Source organism: Roseiarcus fermentans (assembly GCF_003315135.1).
Taxonomy (GTDB): Bacteria; Pseudomonadota; Alphaproteobacteria; order Rhizobiales; family Beijerinckiaceae; genus Roseiarcus; species Roseiarcus fermentans.
In genome coordinates, this window is the sequence record NZ_QNRK01000003.1 from 37,377 (window position 1) to 54,913 (window position 17,537).

A 17,537-nucleotide genomic window follows, 5' to 3' on the forward strand; every position below is an offset into this window, starting at 1 on the left:
TCTGATTTTCGGAAGAAATGATTCGACTCGGCCGCGCCGGGGCGGCTGCCCGTATGGGGCGGCGCGGGGCCGGGAGACGCGCGCGCCCGGCCGGGAGGGCAGCGGAAAATTCGCGCGCCCGGATCTTGCGCGCGGCGCTATAAGATATATCTTTTGATGAGACATATCTTGGATATGTCCTGCAAGGGAGAACCAACTCATGTTCCATCGTCATTTCGAGGATTATGTCCGCCACGGCCGCCATCGCGAACCCGGACACGGCCCGTTCGGCTGGGGCCGACGCGGCGGCGGCGGGAACGGCCCGCGCGAAGGGCGCATGTTCGACGGCGGCGAGCTCAAGCTCGTCATTCTCGCGCTGGTCGCGGAGAAACCCCGCCACGGCTACGAGATCATCAAGGAATTGTCGGAGCGGGTCGGCGGCGACTATTCGCCGAGCCCGGGCGTCGTCTATCCGACCCTCACCATGCTCGAGGAGATGGGCTACGCCGCGACCAGCCAGGACGAGCAGGGCCGCAGGCTCTATGGCGTCACGCCCGAGGGCGAGGCGGCGCTGGCCCGGTCGAAGCCCGAGGTCGACGCCATCTTCGCCCGCTTCTCCGAGCGCGAGGAGGCGCTCGGGCGCGCCGGCATGGGCTCGGTCATTCGCGCCATGATGAACCTGCGCGCGGCGACCCGGCTCCGCCTGCGCGCCCGCAACGCGACCCCGGAGCAGGTCCAGGCGATTGTCGACGCCCTCGACCAGGCGGCCAAGACGATCGAGCGGACCTGAACCGGCGGCGATCGCCGTCCCCGGCGCGCGAGCGGGGACGGCGCGACGGCCGCCCCCGCGCGCGCGTTTTGCTTGCGCTACGGCTCGCGTCCCGGCCGGCTGTTGTGCAGACGGCGCTCCCAGTCGAGGGCCTGGCGCACGATGGCGTCGAGATTGTCGCGCGTCGGCCGCCAGCCGAGCGTGTTCCTGGCGCGGTCGGCGCGCGCGACGATGGCGGCCGGGTCGCCGGCGCGGCGCGGCGACAGGACCACCTTGAAATCGACGCCGGAGACGCGCTTGACCACGTCGACGACCTCCCTGACCGTCTGCCCGTGCCCGTAGCCGCAATTGCAGACGATGCTCTCGCCGCCGTCGCGCAGGTAGCGGAGCGCGGCCAAATGCGCGTCGATCAGGTCGGTCACCTGGATGTAGTCGCGGATGCAGGTGCCGTCGCGGGTCGGATAGTCCTGCCCGAAAATCTCCATGCTGGGATACATGCCGAGCGCGGTCTGGACCCCGCGCTTGATGAGATGCGTCGCCCGCGGCGTCGACTGGCCGAGCCGCCCTTCGGGATCGGCGCCGGCGACGTTGAAATAGCGCAGGGCGACGTAGCGGAAATCGTAGGCGCGCGACGCGTCCTCGAGCATCCACTCGACCATCAGCTTCGAGCGTCCGTAAGGGGAGATCGGCGCGAGCGGCGTCTCCTCCGACACCGGCTCCGACGAGGTCTCGCCGTAGACCGCCGCCGTCGAGGAGAAGATGAAGGTTTTCACGCCCCCGTTGATCGCCGTCTCGATCAGCGTGCGCGCCTTGGCGGTGTTGTTGAGATAGTAGCCGAGCGGATCGACGACCGAATCCGGCACGACGATCCTGGCGGCGAAATGGGCGACGGCGTCGATCGCGTGCTCTTCGATCAGCCGTGCGACGAGATCGGCGTCGCCCATGTCGCCGACCACGAGGCGCGCCGGTTCCTTGACCGCCCAGTCGAAGCCGGTCGAGAGGTTGTCGAGCACGACCACCTCCTCCCCGGCGTCGAGCAGGCCGAGGGTCATGTGTCCGCCAATGTAGCCGGCGCCGCCCGTGACCAGTACGCTCATTCGATCGCCCTTCCATTCTGCCGTCCCGCGATCCGGCAATTTGTCGTCGAAAGCCGCATGGCGGGCCGCGACCGGATTTGTTAAGCGGTGACTGATTCGGACGTTACCAAACCGGCGCCCGCTGTGGGGCGCTTTCAGGGACGAAAAAATCCATGAAAAAGCCGATCCGCAAAGCCGTTCTTCCCGTCGCCGGCCTCGGCACCCGCTTCCTGCCCGCGACCAAGGCCGTCCCCAAGGAGATGATGACGGTCGTCGATCGCCCGATTCTGCAATACATCGTGGACGAGGCGCGCGAAGCGGGCGTCGAACACTTCATTTTCGTCACCGGCCGCAACAAGGGCGTGATCGAGGATCACTTCGATTCGTCCTACGAGCTCGAGGACACGCTGAAGCGGCGCGGCAAGGACGGCGCCTACGCCGCCCTGATGGCCGACCTGCCGCCCGCCGGCGCGACCAGCTTCACCCGCCAGCAGGCCCCCCTCGGCCTCGGCCACGCGGTCTGGTGCGCGCGCGACATCGTCGGCGACGAGCCGTTCGCCGTCCTGCTGCCGGACATGGTGACCAAGCCCGGCGGCGGCGGCGGCCGCTGCCTCGCCCAGTGCGTCGAGGCCTATAACGAATTCGGCGGCAACATTCTCGCGCTCGAGGAGGTTCCGCCCGAGGAGACGCACCAATACGGCGTCGTCGCGATCGGCGCCGATCACGGCCGCGCCTGCGAGATCACCGGCATGGTGGAGAAGCCGAAAGCGGGCAAAGCTCCGTCCAACCTGATCATTTCCGGGCGCTACATCCTGCAGCCGGAGATCTTCCAGATCCTCGAGCTGGTCGACAAGGGCGCAGGCGGCGAGGTCCAGCTGACCGACGGCATGATCCAGCTCGCCCGCAAGCAAAAGTTTCACGGGGTGAGGTTCGAGGGGACCACCTACGACTGCGGCTCGAAGCTCGGGTTCCTCGCCGCCAACATCGCCTTCGCGCTCAGCCGGCAAGACCTCGCCGCCGGGCTCAAGGAGGAATTGCGCAAGCTCGGTTTCGTGGCGGGCTGACCGGCCCGCCTCGCCGCCCGCTCGCCCGCGGGCGGCCCAGACCATTGGCCGCCGCGCGCGGCGGTGATAGACACCCGCATGATTCACGAACAGTCCGGCGCCGTCCTTTCGGCGTTGCGAACCCTCGACAACGAACGCCGCGGCCTCGAAGCCCTCGAAGCGGCGATGCGCATAGCCGGCGAGGGCGAGCTCGGCGCCGCTTTTTCCCGGGCGGTGGAGACGATCGCGGCCGCCAGCGGCCGCGTCATCGTCACCGGCATGGGCAAGTCCGGCCACATCGCGCGCAAGATCGCGGCGACGCTCGCCTCGACCGGCCAGCCGGCTTCGTTCGTCCATCCCGCCGAAGCCAGTCACGGCGACCTCGGCATGGTGCTGAACGGCGACGTGGTGCTCGCCCTGTCGTGGTCGGGCGAAACCGTCGAGCTCGCCGCCATCGTCACCTTCGCCAAGCGCTACGCGATCCCGCTGATCGTGATGACCGCGAGCCCCGCGAGCGCGCTCGGCCGCGAGGCCGACATCCGCCTGACGCTGCCGACCGCCGAGGAAGCCTGCCCGAACGGCCTCGCGCCGACGACCTCGACGACCATGCAGCTCGCGCTCGGCGACGCGCTCGCGATCGCGCTTTTGGAAAGCCGAGGGTTCACCGCCCGGGATTTCCGCGACCTGCATCCCGGCGGCAAGCTCGGGGCGAAGCTGCAGCACGTGCGCGACGTCATGCACGCGGGCGAGCGCATTCCGCGCATCGGCGCGCGCGCGCCGATGGCCGAGGCGATCGTCGAAATGTCCTCCAAGGGGTTTGGCTGCGTCGCGGCGTTCGAGGACGGCAAGCTCGTCGGCATCGTCACCGACGGCGACCTGCGCCGCCATATCCGCAACGGCTTCTCGCTCGAGACGCCGGTCGCCGAGGTGATGACGCGGAAACCCCGCACCATCGCGCCGGACGCGCTGGTCGCCGAGGCGCTGGAGCGAATCAGCCAGAAGATCTCGGCCCTGCTCGTGGTCGACGGCGGCGAGGTGGTCGGAATCGTGCACTTCCACGACCTCATGCGCATCGGCGCGGTGTGACCGGCCAGGCCGACAGAAGCGGGACCGGCTTTCGCCGCCCGGCTTGTCAAGCTTCGATCACGGGGTCTAAACAGGGCTTCGGCCAGTGTTTTTCGGCCGTGAGTCGCACCCCGGGGGTTCCATGAACGCCATCACGCGTCGTTCTCTCATCGTGTCCGGAGCCGCATTGGCCTCCGGCGCGCTTCTCGGTTCCGCCGAGGCGGCGACCGGATCGATCTCGATCCGCATCCTCAGCGCCGGCTTCATTTTCGGCGCGTCGGTCGGCAGCGGGATCCTGCGCTTCGAGGGAACCGACTTCCGGCTGAGGATCGGCGGCGTGAGCGCCGGCGCGACCATCGGCGCCTCCGGCACCGATCTCGTCGGCAGCGCCTACCATCTGCGCCAGCCCGCCGACATCGAGGGCATCTATTCGGCGATCGGCGCGGGAATGTCCGTCGCCGGCGGCCGATCGGTCGCGCAGCTCACCAACGCGCGCGGGGTGGTCCTCAAGCTGCACGGGCGGCAGATGGGGCTGATGTTCTCGATCGACCTCAGCGGCATGTCGATCGCGCTGGGCTAGGCGTTTGCGCCGCTCGCGCAGGGGCGCGACCCCGTTTCGAGACTGATTTGCGACTTGGGAGCGAGCGCGTCCGGCGCTCCCGGGCGGCGGGACGCCCGCGGCTACCGCGTCTGCCCGTAATAGGCGCCGGCGCCGTGCTTGCGGCGAAAATGCTTCGCCAGAAGCTCGGGCTCGATCGGTCCGAGCTTCGGCGCCAGCGTCAGCGACATCAACGCCATGTCCGCGATGCATTCCATCGCCACCGCGGTCTCGACCGCCTTGGCGACGCTCGGTCCCCAGGCGAACGGCGCGTGGCGATTGACCAGGACGCCGGGGAAGTCGGCCGGGTCGATGGCCGCGAACCGCTCGACGATCACGTTTCCCGTCTCCCATTCGTAGGCGCCGGCGATTTCGGCCGCCGTCATCTTGCGGGTCACGGGAACCTCGCCGTTGAAGTAGTCGGCGTGGGTGGTGCCGAAGATCGGGATCGGCAGCCCCGCCTGGGCGAAGGCGGTCGCGTGCGAGGAGTGGGTGTGGACGACGCCGCCGATCGATCCGAACGCGAGGAACAGCTTCCGGTGGGTCGGCGTGTCGGACGACGGCCGTAGAGCGCCCTCGACCGTCCGGCCCTCGAGGTCGACCACGACCATGTCGTTCGGCGTGAGCGCCGCATAATCGACGCCGCTCGGCTTGATCGCGAACACGGCGCGCGCACGGTCGACGACGCTGGCGTTGCCGAAGGTGAGGTTGATGAGGCCGTGCTTCGGCAGGGCGACGTTGGCCTCGTAGGCCTCGCGCTTGAGTTCGGTGAACTGCGACATGGCTCGACGGCTCCCGGTCAGGCGCGAAAACCCTGGGCGAGGTAGTAGTAGACCTCGTTCGTGCGCAGTTCCTGCTTGAACGCCGGCAGCGTCGTGCCCTCGCCGATCCGGACGCATTCGATGCCGGCGATGGTGGCGAAGTCCTCGAGCATCTCGGCGGTCACGGCGTAGCTGAACCCGGTGTGATGCGCCCCGCCGGCCAGAATCCAGCCGGCGCAGGCGGTCTTGAAGTCGGGCTTGCACTCCCACACCGCGCGCGCGACCGGCAGTTTCGGCAGAACCGGATGATTGACCGCCGTCACCTCGTTGACGATCAGCCGGAACCGCGATCCGAGGTCGATCAGCGTCGCGTTGAGGGCCGGGCCGGCGGGCGCGTTGAACACCAGGCGGACCGGATCCTCCCGGGCGCCGATCGCCAGCGGATGGATCTCGAGCGAGGGCTTGGCCTCGGCGATCGTCGGACAGACCTCGAGCATGTGCGCGCCGAGCACGAGATGGCCGTCGGGCGGCAGGTCGTAGGTGTAGTCCTCCATGAACGAGGTTCCGCCCGGCAGCCCGTCGCCCATGACCTTCATGGCGCGCACCAGCGCGGCGGTCTTCCAGTCGCCTTCCGCGCCGAAGCCGAAGCCGTCGGCCATCAGCCGCTGCGGCGCGAGCCCGGGAAGCTGCTTGAGGCCGTTCAGGTCCTCGAAAGTGGTGGTGAAGCCCTTGAATCCGCCCTTGCCGAGAAAGGCGCGCAAGCCGAGTTCGAGCCGCGCGCCGTAGACGAGCGACGGGTGACGGTCGCCGCCGCGGCGCAGCGCCGGCGCGACCGTGTAGAGTTCCTCGTACTCGGCCGCGAGCGCCTCCGCTTCCCCGTCCGACACGCCGTCGACCGTCCTGACGAGATCGCCGACCCCGTAGCCGTTGGTCGAGAAGCCGAACTTCATTTCCGCCGCGACCTTGTCGCCCTCGGTGACGGCGACCTGGCGCATGTTGTCGCCGAACCGGCAGAACCGCGCGCCCTGCCAGTCGGCCCAGGCGTGGGCGGCGCGCATCCACGCGCCGATGCGCTCGTGCACCTCGGGGTCGGACCAGTGCCCGACCACGACCTTGCGCCCGAGCCGCATGCGGGTGTGGATGAAGCCGGCCTCGCGGTCGCCGTGCGCCGACTGGTTGAGGTTCATGAAGTCCATGTCGATCGTCGACCACGGCAGGTCGCGATTGAACTGCGTGTGGAGATGGACGAAAGGCTTCTGCAGGACGTTGAGACCGCGAATCCACATCTTCGAAGGCGAGAACGTGTGCATCCACAGGATGAGCCCGGCGCAATTGACGTCGGCGTTCGCCTCCTGGCACAGCTTCACGATCTCGTCCGGAGTGGTGAGAAGCGCCTTGTAGACGACCTTGAGCGGCAGTTTCGGCGAAGCGTCGAGCGCGCCCGCGACGTTTTGCGCATTGTCGGCGACCTGCCGCAGCGGCCCGGCCCCGTACAGGTGCTGGGAGCCGCAAACGAGCCAGATTTCGGGTTTGGCTTCGAGAATCATGGGAGTCTTTCGTCGTTGAAGGTCAGGCGGCGGCGCGCTGGGCGTATTTGATCTCGATCAGGTCCTTCATGACCCGGCCGAGGTCGGCGGAGCGGTCGAGGCCGCCGAAACTGTCGTAGAGTTGGCGATAGAGGACGTAGAGCTGGTCGTAGACCGTCCGGTTGGCCTCGATCGGCTGATAATGGACCGGCTTGAGGCTGGTCATCGCCGCCTGCGCGGCGGCGAAGTCCGGATGCTGGCCGGCGAGCACAGCGGCCGCGATCGCCGAACCCAGGGCGCAGCTCTGGCTGGAGCCCGCGACATGCATGGTCCGGCCGGTCACGTCGGCGTAGATCTGCATCAGCAGCGGATTCTTTTCCGCGATGCCGCCGCTGCATACGACCCGGTCGATCCTGACGCCGTACTCGGCGATGCGCTCGATGATCGCCCGCGCCCCGAAGGCGGTGGCCTCGATCAGGGCGCGATAGACGTCGGCCCGGCTGGTGTACAGGTCTTGGCCGAGGATCAGCCCGGTGAGACGCTGGTCGACCAGGATCGTCCGGTTGCCGTTGTTCCAGTCGAGCGCGAGAAGGCCGCTCTGGCCGGGCTTCTGCTGCTCGGCCTCGGCGGTCAGGGCCGCATGCAGGGCGGCGTCGCCGCGGCAGACCCCCTCGACCCACCACTTGAAGATGTCGCCGACCGCCGACTGGCCGGCCTCGATGCCGAAGAAGCCGGGCAGGATCGCGCCCTTGACGATGCCGCAGATGCCGGGAATGTCGGCGACTTCCTCGCTCGCCGACACCACCGCGCAATCGCAGGTCGAGGTGCCGATCACCTTGACCAGCGTGCCCTCGCGCACCCCGCAGCCGATCGCCCCGTAATGGACGTCGAACTCGCCGATGGCGATGGGAATCCCCGCCGTCAGGCCGAGCCTGTCCGCCCATTCCGGCGTGAGCGCGCCGGCGGCCGTGTCGGCGTCCCACGCCTCCTCGTACAGCCGGTCGCGCAGGTCGGCGAGACGCGGATCGAGCGCGCTCAGGAACGCCTTGTCGGGCAGCCCGCCCCAGTCGTCGGCGTAGAGCGCCTTGTGCCCGGCGGCGCAGACGCCGCGCTTGATCGCGCGCGGGTCGGTGACGCCGGCGAGCACCGACGGGATCCAGTCGGCGATCTCGACCCAGGAATGGGCCGCCTCGAACACCTCGGGCGCGACCGCGAGGCAGCGCCAGATTTTCGACCAGAACCATTCCGAGGAATAGACGCCGCCGCATTTGGCGACGTATTGCGGCCGCATGGCGCGCGCCAGTTCCGTGATCTTCGCCGCCTCGCTCCAGCCGGTGTGGTCCTTCCACAGCCAGCACTGGGCGGAAAGGTTGGCGCTGAAACGCGGGTCGAGCGCCAGCGGGACGTTCAGCGCATCCACCGGCAGGGGGCTCGAACCCGTGGTGTCGACGCCGATCCCGACGATTTTGGCCGGGCTGAAATCGGGCCGCGCCGAGGCGGCGGCCAGCGCGCCGCGCACGCTCGCTTCGAGGCCGTAAAGGTAGTCCCTGGGGCTCTGCCGCGCGAGCAGCCCGTCCTTCGCGTCGAGCAGGATGCCCTGCGCGCCGGACGGATAGTCGATGACGCAGGCGCCGTATTCGGCTCCGTCCGCGCACCGCGCGATCAGCGCCCGGACCGAGTTCGTGCCGTAATCGAGACCTAGGGTAAACATGCGCGCTCCGAAATTCGCTGCCGCGGACCGGCTCTCTCCGGTTGCAGGGGGGCGGCGGGTTCGCATTCCGGACGGGAGCGCGCTCGCCTCGGCCCGACTCCGGGCGGCGGCGGGCGCGTCGCCCGCCCGGCGCACGGATTGTCGCTCCCGCTTCCCATCGCCTCGTCTTTCCTCCGGCCGACGACCGTTCCCGTCGACGGTTCTCGGCAATATCCGAGCCCGGGCGTCGCGCCAACACAATTATCATACAAATGCGCCGTCGGCGTCCAGCGGCCGCTCGCACGCAGACCGCCGAACGCCGCAGCCGAACCGCTCACGACGCGGGTTTTCGCGGCCAAGCGCGGGCTCGTTCGGCGACGGCGCGGCGAGGGCGCGGCCCCTCGGGACGCGAGTCTCCGACGCTTCCCTGCGCCCGGCGATCAGGCGAATCGCTTGTAGACGCGGGTCAGGAAGGCGGTGGCGAACAGCGGCGTCAGCAGGTTCAGGACCGGCACGGCGACCAGCGCGGCGACGATCGCCCCCGCCGCGAACACCTCCAGCCAATGACGGTCGAACAGATCCCGGGCCTCGGCCGCCGACATGTGACGCATCGCCGCAAGCTGGAAATACTCGCGGCCGAGCAGATAGCCGTTGAGCACGAAGAACGCCGCGAGGCCGACGCCGGTGAAGATCGTGAGCGCGAGCACCGCGACGTTGACGACGATCGACAGCAGCGCGAACCGCAGCCCGAACACGAGCGACGGCCACAGCGGCAGGGGACGGCCGGGGACGCCGCGCGGATCGAGGGAGCGCTCGACGATCGCGGCGATGTCGTCGAGGTAGAAGCTCGCCACCAGCGAGACCGTCGGCGGGGCGAGAACAATCATGCCGACGACGAGCCCGAGCGCGACGAACGCCGACAGCAGGGCGCCGAGCCAGGACGTCTCGACGTGAACGTATGACAACGCCAGCCGGTCGAGCCCGACGCCGGCGAGAACCAGGATCGCCGCGGTCAGGGCCAGGGACTTCGCCATCACGCGCCGGAACGGCGGCGAGACAATCTGGGAAAATGCGTCGAGGGCGTCGCCGATCATGGCCCGTCGGGCTCCCTTCCCGCTCAGCGGCCGCGGCGCGGACGCCAGACGAGACGGCTGCTGACCGCGTAGTTCCAGACGACGCTGAGCGCGGCGCCCGAGAGGCCGGAAAGCCACCAGGTCTGGTGCGACCGGTACAGCATCGAGGCGACGTCGATGTTGGCCAGGGCGCCGACCCCGCAAGCCAGCGCGAAGGCGACGAAGCCGCCGATCATGCCGGGCCCGCGATAGCGGTGGGTTCGATAGGTGATCTCGTTGTTGAGCACGAAGTTGCTCCCCATGGCGACGATCGTGGCGACGATCTGCGCCGCCTGGAAGTCCGCCGGCCCGACAAGAGTGCGGTACGCCGACAGGACGAGGATGTGAACCCCGAGGCCGACGAGGCCGATGAGGGCGAACAGGACGAAGCGCACCGGCAGGGCGCCGCCGGTCGCGTGATGGATGACGAGACCCAGGAAGTCGAGGCCGACCAGGGGCGTGAGCTTCGACTCGCCGGCCGTGCGCTTGCGGAACCGGTACGGAACCTCGACGATCCGCAGGCCGCCGCCGGCCGACAGGACCACGTCGACCAGGATCTTGAAGCCGTCCGGAGACAGGCGCGGCGCGAGCCGCGCGACGACGTCGCGCCGGATCATGAAGAAGCCGCTCATCGGATCGGAGACCGCGGTTCCGGCGATGCGATGGAAGACCCATTTGCCCAGATCGCTCAACGCCTGCCGCGACGGGGACAGCCCGCCCTCGGCCTCCTCGCGGATGCGGGTCCCGACCGCGAGATCGCCGGCGCCGGCTTCGATCAGGCCGTACATCTTTGGCAGGATCGTCTCGTCGTGCTGCAGGTCGCCGTCGATGACGGCGACGAAATCGGCGCTCGACGCCATCCAGCCCTCGATCACGGCGCCGGCGAGGCCGGTCCGGTTCACCCGCCTGAGGCAGCGCATGCGCCGGTCGGAGGCCGCGATCGCGAAGGCGATGTCGGCCGTGCCGTCGGGGGAGTCGTCGTCGACGACGATCATTTCCCAAGGCAGGCCGTCGAGGACGGCCTTCATTCGTTCGAACAGCGCCGGAACGTTGGCGGATTCCCGGTAGGTCGGCACGATCACCGAAACGGTCGGCGACACGGACGCCGGCATCAGGTCTGAATTCACCTCGATCGCCTCTCGCGACGGGTCAACCGCCGGGCGCGCCCGGATAAGGGAGGGGAAGCGCACGCGTCAAGCGGTGAACGGGAATGAGCGTGAGCGCAATCGCCGGTTCTCCGCCCCTCGTCAACAGGAATGCCTGCGGCGGGCCGAGCGAACCGGCGATCTCCGCCGCCCTGGCCGCGGCCGCGGCGGCGTCGGGCGCCCGGGTCGCCAGGACCCCGTCGCGACCCGCGAGGCCGCTCTCGCCGGCGACGAAAGCCCAGCCGCGCGGGTCGTCCGAGATCACGAAAACGGGGGTCTCGGGTCCGAGCGCGAGCGCGATCTTGCCGGCGTCGGACCATTTTTGCGCCAGAACGAAGGCGGGGCGCGGCCGCATCGCCGGCGCGTCGCGAAGCGCGCCCCAGTCGAGCGCCTCGAGCGTCGGGTCCGCGGCGCCCGGGGCGAGGAGCCGCAGCGGCCAGCCGGTCCGGGCCTCGACGGCGACCAGTCCGGCGATCGCGGCCAGCGCGCCAGCGCAGGCCAACCCCCATCGGCCGAGCGCCCGGTCGGTCACGTGCGCGTCCTCGACCCAGGCGCCCATCAAGGCGAAGACGAAGAACCAGCCGGGCATCGCCCAGTGCGGCAGCCCGCGCGCGCCCCAGAGCGGCGTCAGGGTGAAGACGACGATGGGCGGCAGGGCGAGACAGAGAAGGAAGAGCCGCCGCTCGTCAGCGCGCTTCCGCCATGCCGCGATCAGGCCGAGCCCGAGCGGGGCCGCGAGCCAGGGCGACAGATAGGCGACCTCGCCCAGCGCCATCGCGGCGACCTGCGCCGGCTTCAGGCCCGATCCCGCCGCCCCCCGCGCGCCCTGAAAGCCGAACGACGCCCAACCGTGCCGGGCGTTCCAGACGACGACCGGCGCGATCATGACCAGCGCCAGCGCGGCTGCGGCGTAAGGGGCGGGGTCGGCGAACCATCGCCGCCGCCCCGGGGAGATCGCGACGAAGGCGAGGACCCCGACGACCGCGAGGGCGGCGCTGTATTTCGACAGGCCGGCGAGGCCGAGCGCGCCGCCGGCCGCGAGCCACAGCGCCCATTCCGTCGCCCGCCCGCTCCCTGGACCGAAAAACAGCTTCGCGAGCGCCCAGGCCGCCGCGGCGAGCCCGAACAGCAGCGGTCCGTCGGGCACGATCCAGGTCCCGGCGGAGGCGAAGAAGAACGGCGCGGCGTCGAGGCCGAAGACCGCGACGATCCCCGCCCGCGGGCCGAACAGATCCGCCGTCATGCGATAATAAATCCAGCCCGTGACGGCGAACAGGGCGAGGAACGGCAGGCGCGCCCCGACGCCCTCGCCGAAGGCGCTCGCCGCGGCATGGGCGATCCACTGATGCAGCGGCGGATGATCGAAATAGGAGAGCGCCGGCGTGCGCGCGATCGCCAGGGTGTAGCTTTCGTCGACGCCGGGGCCGAGGAGGAGCGCGAAGACCAGCCGCGCGACGAGGAAGGCGGCGATAACGATCGCCGCCAGCCGGTCCGGGTTGCGGATCGTCCCCCCCGTCATTCAGGGCGCCGCCGGCGGCGAGGGCGATTGCGCGCCGGCGACGAAGGCGTCGAAGGCGGCCCAGAACTGGTCGCGCAGCGCGTCGCGCTCGATCAAGATCTCGTGTTCGGCGCCCTCGATCACCACCAGGCTTCCCGGCGCGAGCCGGGCCGCGAACCGCTCGGCGGCGGCGCGATCGGTCACCCGGTCCGCGCCGGAGGCGACGATCAGCGCCGGCGTTCCGTCGCCCCAGGCGACCCGCGGATCGTCGAACCGGCGCATCGCCCGGAAGGCGGCGCGCGCCCAGCCGATCGTCGGGCCGCCGAGAAACAGGTGCGGCGCCTCGACCAGCAGGCGCGCGATCCGGGCGAAGCGGCCAGGATCGGTGGTGAAGACGTTGCCTGCGAACGGCCGCGCCCAAAAGGTCTGTCGCGCGTTTCCCGGCGCGAAGGCGCGGCCCAGTCCGAGCGCGCCGAGCGCGTCGATCGCGAAGCGGGCGAAGCCGCGATGGTCGACGCCCTTGACCGCGATCATCGGCGAGGTCAGCACGAGCCGCTCGAACGGACGCAGCCCGTCCGCGTCGAGGATGAGCAGGATCGCCGCCCCCATCGAATGGCCGAGGCCGATCCACGGCCGGGGACAATGGGGCGCGAGGACCTGCGCTGTGAAGGCGTCGAGGTCGCGTCCGAACTGGGCGAAGTCGTCGACATGGCCCTTGCTCGCGTCGCGAACCCGCCGCTCCGAGCCGCCCTGGCCACGCCAGTCGAGCGCCGCGACGGCGAAGCCGCGCGCCAGCAGGTCGCGCGCCACTTCGAAATATTTCTCGATGAACTCGCCGCGCCCGCCGAAGATCGCCACCGTGCCGCGCGCCGCGCCCGCCGGCGCCCAGCGCGCCGCGCGCAGCCGCACGCCGTCGGCCGTCCGGACGGCGTGCTCGATCGCGCCGGGAGGAGCCGGGTTGTCGCTCGTCGACGCCAGGGGCATCCGTCGGCTCGAAACGGGGGATTCCGTATTGGCCGCGTCTTATCAGCCGGACGCTCGCAGCGCCAACCTTGCGCCGGTCTCCGTCCGGCGCGGCTGCGGGCCCGTTTCGCTGGCGCGGTCGGGACGCGCGCCTGCCGACCCGGGAGGCGGCTCGCGCCGAGCCCAGAATCGGTTGGGCCTGTCGCATGCCCTTGCAGGGGCCTGCGCCGCTCACGGACCGGCTGGCGGACGCCCCGTGTCGGGGGGCGCATCCCTGAGCCGATGCGTCTCGGCCGTCGTCTCGCGTGCGATCGCCTTCCTGACCGAGCGCCAATATCTCACCGAGGCGAACGCCTCGGCCTTGCGCTCCCTCTCGTGAGCCGCATCGAACGCCCCCGGACCGAGGCGTCGGATCAACGACTCCGCCTCCGCTTCGATCCGCCTCCTCCGCTTGCGTCCCCGTTCCAGAAACAAGAGCATCACAAGCGGACCACGGGCTGTTCGCCGTAAACCGCCTTCCGTTTCTTCCCGACTTCAACGCGATTGGCCGCGAGCGTGGCCTTGATCTTCGCCTGAGCCGCCTCGGCCGCAGCGTCGAGCGCTCTTGCCCAGATCAACAAGGCTTGGCGTTCGTCTGATGCTTGTTTCATCACGGGTTAATTTTCCATGTCAATGTTAACGGGAAGGTCCGCGCCCCGTCGACCGCTGTCGTGGGCCGAGGCTCATCGTCCCCACGGACGCGCAAGAGCCGAGTCAGAAGCTCGGGTCGCGCCCTCGCAGTCCCCAATCCGCCGCCGTTTCACAGCGCATGTCGGTCGCTTTGCGAACGGGGGCGCCTGACTTTCGCCTGCCCGCTTCCTCGTTGCGTTCGACCTCCGCAGTCGCGGCCAACCAGTATCCCTCGCCGCCGCCCTCCGCCCTGCCCGCATGGTCCCATAGACGATACGCGAGTTCGCGAATCCTGCGTTCCCTGGTGTTCACTTTTGCTTCCTCCTTGACTGTCTTCGGCAAGCCGCGCCGCTATTTTCTGGGATTTATGGCCGCTTGTCTTCTATTTTGGTCTGATTGTCTGGCGATAGAATTGTATCCATCGTAGACAATATTTTGTGATGACAATCCTTACATAGGCGGTATTCTCAGTGAGAACAGGATTACCGAAAAATTAAAGGCGATTTATTTGCTTGTCGCCGATTCGCGGACGCGATCGTGCAGACAACTCGTCAACATGCACATTTTGTCGAACCCGATCCTATCCCCGGCGCGCACGCCTCGCTCGCCGGCCTCAGGGCCGGGCGGTCGCGCGGAACGCCAGCAGGATGCGGCGTCGCAACGGCTCCGGAAGCAGCTGCTGAAACCGCGCGGCGTAATAGAGGCGGCGGGGAAACGCGATCACCGCCCGCCGGCGCGCCAGGCCGCGGCGAATGCGGCGCGCGGCGTCCTCGGCGCTCAGGAGGAAGGGCTTTGCGCTGTCGAACGAGCCGGTCATGTCGGTGTCGACGAACCCCGGGCAGACGACGCTGACCGAGACGCCGTCGGCGTGGTAGAGCGCCCGGGTCGCGAGCGCGAAGGCGACGATGGCGGCCTTGCTGGCGGCGTAGCTCGGCGAATCCGGCGGCGGCGCGAAGGCGGCGATCGAGCCGAAGAGGGCGATCTGTCCCTGCCGGCGCGCCCGCATGCGCGGCGCGAGCGGCGCCAGCGTGTTCATCATGCCGTTGAGGTTGACGTCGAACAGATCTTGCGCGCGCGTCAGATCCTCGACCGCGCCGGCGCGCGGCGTGACCATCGTCACTCCGGCGCTGGCGATCAGGCAATCGGTCGCGTCCGCTTCGTCGGTCTCGACCAGGAAAGCGCTGAGGGCGTCGCGGTCGCGCACGTCGATCCGGCCGATCCGCACCCGCGCGCCTTTCGCCTCCGCGAGGCGCGCCACCGCGCCGAGGGCGGCCGCGTCGCGCCCGATCAGGGCGAGCGCGACGCCGGGGGCGGCGTATTCGACCGCCAGCGCGCGCCCGAGACCCCTGCTCGCGCCGGTGATGACGATCGCCCGAGGCATGCGAACTCCCTTCCCACTGCTGTTTCGAAAACCGGCCGGGCTCGGCGCGCCCTGGCGAAGCGCCGGTCCCTGCGCCGGGACGCCTGCGAACCCTTCGCCGCCGGGACGCCCGCGCGGGGCGGACATGCGCTCGTGTTTCAGAACTGGCGGCGGCGTCCCGTCGCAGCCGACAGACGGGAGGAATCGGCCAGTTCGACGGACTGGCCTCGCCACGAATAGCTCGCCCTGACGAGCGCCACCGGCCACATGGCGAGCGCCATGCCGTCGCGAACCAGACAGGCCGCGAACGATATCGGCCGCCACGGCCAGCCCACGGCGACCGCCAGCCCGGCTTCGACTGCATACCACGATCCGGCGATCATGAGCGCCGCCCAGAGCGGCGGCCAGCCGGCGCAGGCCGCCAGCAGGAGCCCGGCGACGAGCGGCGCGCCGACGGTCCCGAAGGCCTCGAGAAAAAACACCTGCGGAAAGGAGCGGCGGCGCAGCTGCGCCCAACGCAAATGGCGGTTCCAGACCGCCGTCGCCTCACGGCGGCCGAGCGGCTGCTCGAAGGGACGCTGAACCAGTCTGACCCCGAGGTTGGCGGCCCGGACGATCTTGGTCGCCGCCGAATCCTCGGCGACATCGAAATGCAGGGCCTGAAGACCGCCGCGGGCGGCGAGAAAGTCCCGGCGCACCAGCATCGCCTTGCCGTGGCCGAAGCCGGCGCCGAGGCTGTCGGCCGCGAGTTGCCAGCGCGCCTGGAACGTATTCAAGAAAGCGCATTCGACATGCGCCCAGAATCCCGTGGGTCTCACGCCGATCGGGATGGAGCACGACAATCCGGTCGACTCGTCCCAAACCGCCAGCAATCTTTCGATGAGGTCGGAGGGAACGTCGACATTGCTGTCGACGATGGCGAGGTAGTCGGACCGGGCCGCCGCCCACCCTTTTTCCATGTTGTCGAGTTTCGGGTTGGCGGAACGGCGCTCGCGGCCGATCAGCAGCCTGGCGTTCACGTCGGGCGCGGAGGCGATCCGGCGACGAAGCGCGTCGAGGCCCGGCTCGTCGGCGCGGAACGCGCAGTACAAGAGTTCAAACCGGCTGTAGCCGATTCCGAACGCCGACAGCGCCGTCGCGACCTCTCCCGGTCCCAGCGCGACGATCGGAACGATGACGCTCACGGACGGGCGACTTGCGAGGAGAGCGCCGTCCGGCTCCCTCGGCGAGCGCAGTCGCCGCACGGTCATGGCTGCCGTCGCCACGTGAAGAACGAAGGCGCCCGCCACGACCGCGACGAGCGACGCCTCGAGGATGAGAGCCGGCACGGGGGAGGCCCCCTCGGCTAGGACCCTACGGTCGTCCGGTTCGCCGGCGCCGGTTCGCCCGCCGCGCGCAGGGTCACGAGATCCGGCCGGGCCGGCCGCGAGACTTGCTTGCGGCGCTCCAGGGCGGCGAAACGCGGACTGTCGATCAAAAAGGCCCTCGCGACGCTGGCGACGGCCACCACGAATACGATCATTCCCACCAGATCGAACAGCGTGAGCGTGCCGAACGGGCTGGTCACCGAGTGGATTCCCATCCCGGATTCGAACACGAACCCGGCCGCAATGACGATCCGCAGCTCCGTCGGTCCCCAGCCGAAGTAAGCGAGCTGGTGCGTGCGGCTGAACGGAAGTTGCAGAAGATCGTAAAACATCAGCAGCATGCTGCCGAGCAGGGCCATCAGCGCCGGGCTCAGATGCATGAAGGGCGACAGCCCCAACCCGAACAGCAGGAGGAAATGCGACGCCACGTCGGCGAACTGGTCGAGATAGAATCCGTAGGCAGGCCGAGCCAATCCCCGCATCCGGGCGAGAGAGCCATCCAGAGAATCCCCGAACCAGTTGAGAAGCAGGCCGAGAATGGCGACATAGGCGAACTTGAGATTATAGTTGGCGGAAACGCATGCGAAGAAGACAACCGCCCCGCCGAACACGCCGAGCGAGGTCATCATGTTGGGTGTGACCCACTCCGGCAGGTTTTCGACGGTCCAGTTCAGGAGACGACGTTCCGGGCCGGAGAGCATGCTGTTGTGGATGCGGGTGTCATAATATGACCGCTTGAACGTCATGATTTCAACCCGCCTCGACCCGGACCAGTCTTGACGCATACGACGGGATACCCCGTCCCCCCGCGCAGGACTCGATCCCGTGGAAATGCGTTCACTCGGCGCAAACACTGTCAATGCCACAGCAAGAGTAGGGCCGCAAGGCGCCGATTCCGGGCTGCGATCCAGGAGCC

At 69.2% G+C, this 17,537-nt stretch carries 17 protein-coding genes; 4 read left to right on the top strand and 13 right to left on the bottom strand.

Features of this window, described 5'->3' with window-relative positions; translation table 11 throughout:
- The first annotated feature begins 199 nt into the window (after positions 1–199).
- Positions 200–769, top strand: a complete 570-nt coding sequence (locus DFR50_RS03315) for a PadR family transcriptional regulator (protein WP_113887783.1) — start codon at positions 200–202, stop codon at positions 767–769.
- 77 nt (positions 770–846) lie between these two features.
- Here the strand turns inward: DFR50_RS03315 and galE are convergent, their stop codons facing one another.
- Positions 847–1,845 (bottom strand): UDP-glucose 4-epimerase GalE, encoded by a 999-nt coding sequence (galE, locus tag DFR50_RS03320; RefSeq protein ID WP_113887784.1) that lies wholly within the window; start codon positions 1,843–1,845, stop codon positions 847–849.
- 152 nt (positions 1,846–1,997) lie between these two features.
- Between galE and galU the strand changes: the two genes are divergently transcribed.
- The 3 genes from galU (at position 1,998) to DFR50_RS03335 (ending at position 4,512) form a co-directional block, all read left to right on the top strand.
- The gene (gene galU, locus DFR50_RS03325) at positions 1,998–2,888 is read left to right on the top strand and encodes a UTP--glucose-1-phosphate uridylyltransferase GalU (protein ID WP_113887785.1); all 891 of its coding nucleotides are present in this window, start codon (positions 1,998–2,000) and stop codon (positions 2,886–2,888) included.
- Between the two features lie 78 nt (positions 2,889–2,966).
- Positions 2,967–3,953 carry a KpsF/GutQ family sugar-phosphate isomerase gene (locus DFR50_RS03330; protein WP_113887786.1) on the top strand — a complete coding sequence of 329 codons (987 nt, stop codon included), beginning with the start codon at positions 2,967–2,969 and terminating at the stop codon, positions 3,951–3,953.
- A gap of 121 nt (positions 3,954–4,074) precedes the next feature.
- Positions 4,075–4,512 carry a hypothetical protein gene (locus tag DFR50_RS03335; RefSeq protein ID WP_113887787.1) on the top strand — a complete coding sequence of 146 codons (438 nt, stop codon included), beginning with the start codon at positions 4,075–4,077 and terminating at the stop codon, positions 4,510–4,512.
- 101 nt (positions 4,513–4,613) lie between these two features.
- On the opposite strand, the gene araD is transcribed toward DFR50_RS03335, so the two are convergent.
- The 12 genes from araD to DFR50_RS03395 form a co-directional block, all read right to left on the bottom strand.
- Positions 4,614–5,312: an L-ribulose-5-phosphate 4-epimerase AraD gene (gene araD, locus DFR50_RS03340; RefSeq protein ID WP_113887788.1), complete on the bottom strand. Its 699-nt coding sequence runs from the start codon at positions 5,310–5,312 to the stop codon at positions 4,614–4,616.
- A 17-nt stretch (positions 5,313–5,329) separates the two neighbouring features.
- The gene (gene araA, locus DFR50_RS03345; protein ID WP_113887789.1) at positions 5,330–6,838 is read right to left on the bottom strand and encodes an L-arabinose isomerase; all 1,509 of its coding nucleotides are present in this window, start codon (positions 6,836–6,838) and stop codon (positions 5,330–5,332) included.
- A gap of 22 nt (positions 6,839–6,860) precedes the next feature.
- Entirely contained in the window at positions 6,861–8,528 is a 1,668-nt protein-coding gene (locus DFR50_RS03350) for a ribulokinase (protein WP_113887790.1), read from the bottom strand.
- A gap of 419 nt (positions 8,529–8,947) precedes the next feature.
- Positions 8,948–9,601, bottom strand: coding sequence for a sulfate transporter family protein (locus DFR50_RS03355; protein ID WP_113887791.1), 654 nt, complete (start codon positions 9,599–9,601; stop codon positions 8,948–8,950).
- A 23-nt stretch (positions 9,602–9,624) separates the two neighbouring features.
- Complete coding sequence (locus DFR50_RS03360; RefSeq protein WP_245427287.1) at positions 9,625–10,746, bottom strand: glycosyltransferase; 1,122 nt, start codon at positions 10,744–10,746, stop codon at positions 9,625–9,627.
- A gap of 22 nt (positions 10,747–10,768) precedes the next feature.
- Positions 10,769–12,283 (bottom strand): glycosyltransferase family 39 protein, encoded by a 1,515-nt coding sequence (locus DFR50_RS03365; RefSeq protein WP_113887793.1) that lies wholly within the window; start codon positions 12,281–12,283, stop codon positions 10,769–10,771.
- Complete coding sequence (locus DFR50_RS03370) at positions 12,284–13,246, bottom strand: alpha/beta fold hydrolase (RefSeq protein WP_113887794.1); 963 nt, start codon at positions 13,244–13,246, stop codon at positions 12,284–12,286. It lies immediately after the preceding gene.
- A gap of 458 nt (positions 13,247–13,704) precedes the next feature.
- Positions 13,705–13,878: a hypothetical protein gene (locus DFR50_RS31860; RefSeq protein WP_170153032.1), complete on the bottom strand. Its 174-nt coding sequence runs from the start codon at positions 13,876–13,878 to the stop codon at positions 13,705–13,707.
- A gap of 100 nt (positions 13,879–13,978) precedes the next feature.
- Positions 13,979–14,206, bottom strand: a complete 228-nt coding sequence (locus DFR50_RS33525; RefSeq protein ID WP_170153033.1) for a DUF2934 domain-containing protein — start codon at positions 14,204–14,206, stop codon at positions 13,979–13,981.
- Positions 14,207–14,507: 301 nt separating this feature from the next.
- Positions 14,508–15,275 carry an SDR family NAD(P)-dependent oxidoreductase gene (locus DFR50_RS03385; RefSeq protein WP_113887797.1) on the bottom strand — a complete coding sequence of 256 codons (768 nt, stop codon included), beginning with the start codon at positions 15,273–15,275 and terminating at the stop codon, positions 14,508–14,510.
- Between the two features lie 137 nt (positions 15,276–15,412).
- Positions 15,413–16,582, bottom strand: coding sequence for a glycosyltransferase (locus tag DFR50_RS03390; protein ID WP_113887798.1), 1,170 nt, complete (start codon positions 16,580–16,582; stop codon positions 15,413–15,415).
- A 17-nt stretch (positions 16,583–16,599) separates the two neighbouring features.
- Complete coding sequence (locus tag DFR50_RS03395; RefSeq protein WP_170153034.1) at positions 16,600–17,367, bottom strand: CDP-alcohol phosphatidyltransferase family protein; 768 nt, start codon at positions 17,365–17,367, stop codon at positions 16,600–16,602.
- Positions 17,368–17,537: the final 170 nt, after the last annotated feature.

Excerpts from the sequence above, each read along its gene's own strand:
- DFR50_RS03395 (WP_170153034.1), bottom strand. The coding sequence starts at position 17,367 with ATGACGTTCAAGCGGTCATATTATGACACCCGCATCCACAACAGCATG.
- DFR50_RS03370 (WP_113887794.1), bottom strand. The coding sequence starts at position 13,246 with ATGCCCCTGGCGTCGACGAGCGACAACCCGGCTCCTCCCGGCGCGATC.
- DFR50_RS03350 (WP_113887790.1), bottom strand. The coding sequence starts at position 8,528 with ATGTTTACCCTAGGTCTCGATTACGGCACGAACTCGGTCCGGGCGCTG.
- araD (WP_113887788.1), bottom strand. The coding sequence starts at position 5,312 with ATGTCGCAGTTCACCGAACTCAAGCGCGAGGCCTACGAGGCCAACGTC.
- DFR50_RS03355 (WP_113887791.1), bottom strand. The coding sequence starts at position 9,601 with ATGATCGGCGACGCCCTCGACGCATTTTCCCAGATTGTCTCGCCGCCG.
- DFR50_RS03315 (WP_113887783.1), top strand. The coding sequence starts at position 200 with ATGTTCCATCGTCATTTCGAGGATTATGTCCGCCACGGCCGCCATCGC.
- DFR50_RS03330 (WP_113887786.1), top strand. The coding sequence starts at position 2,967 with ATGATTCACGAACAGTCCGGCGCCGTCCTTTCGGCGTTGCGAACCCTC.
- galE (WP_113887784.1), bottom strand. The coding sequence starts at position 1,845 with ATGAGCGTACTGGTCACGGGCGGCGCCGGCTACATTGGCGGACACATG.
- araA (WP_113887789.1), bottom strand. The coding sequence starts at position 6,838 with ATGATTCTCGAAGCCAAACCCGAAATCTGGCTCGTTTGCGGCTCCCAG.
- DFR50_RS03365 (WP_113887793.1), bottom strand. The coding sequence starts at position 12,283 with ATGACGGGGGGGACGATCCGCAACCCGGACCGGCTGGCGGCGATCGTT.
- DFR50_RS03335 (WP_113887787.1), top strand. The coding sequence starts at position 4,075 with ATGAACGCCATCACGCGTCGTTCTCTCATCGTGTCCGGAGCCGCATTG.
- DFR50_RS03385 (WP_113887797.1), bottom strand. The coding sequence starts at position 15,275 with ATGCCTCGGGCGATCGTCATCACCGGCGCGAGCAGGGGTCTCGGGCGC.
- galU (WP_113887785.1), top strand. The coding sequence starts at position 1,998 with ATGAAAAAGCCGATCCGCAAAGCCGTTCTTCCCGTCGCCGGCCTCGGC.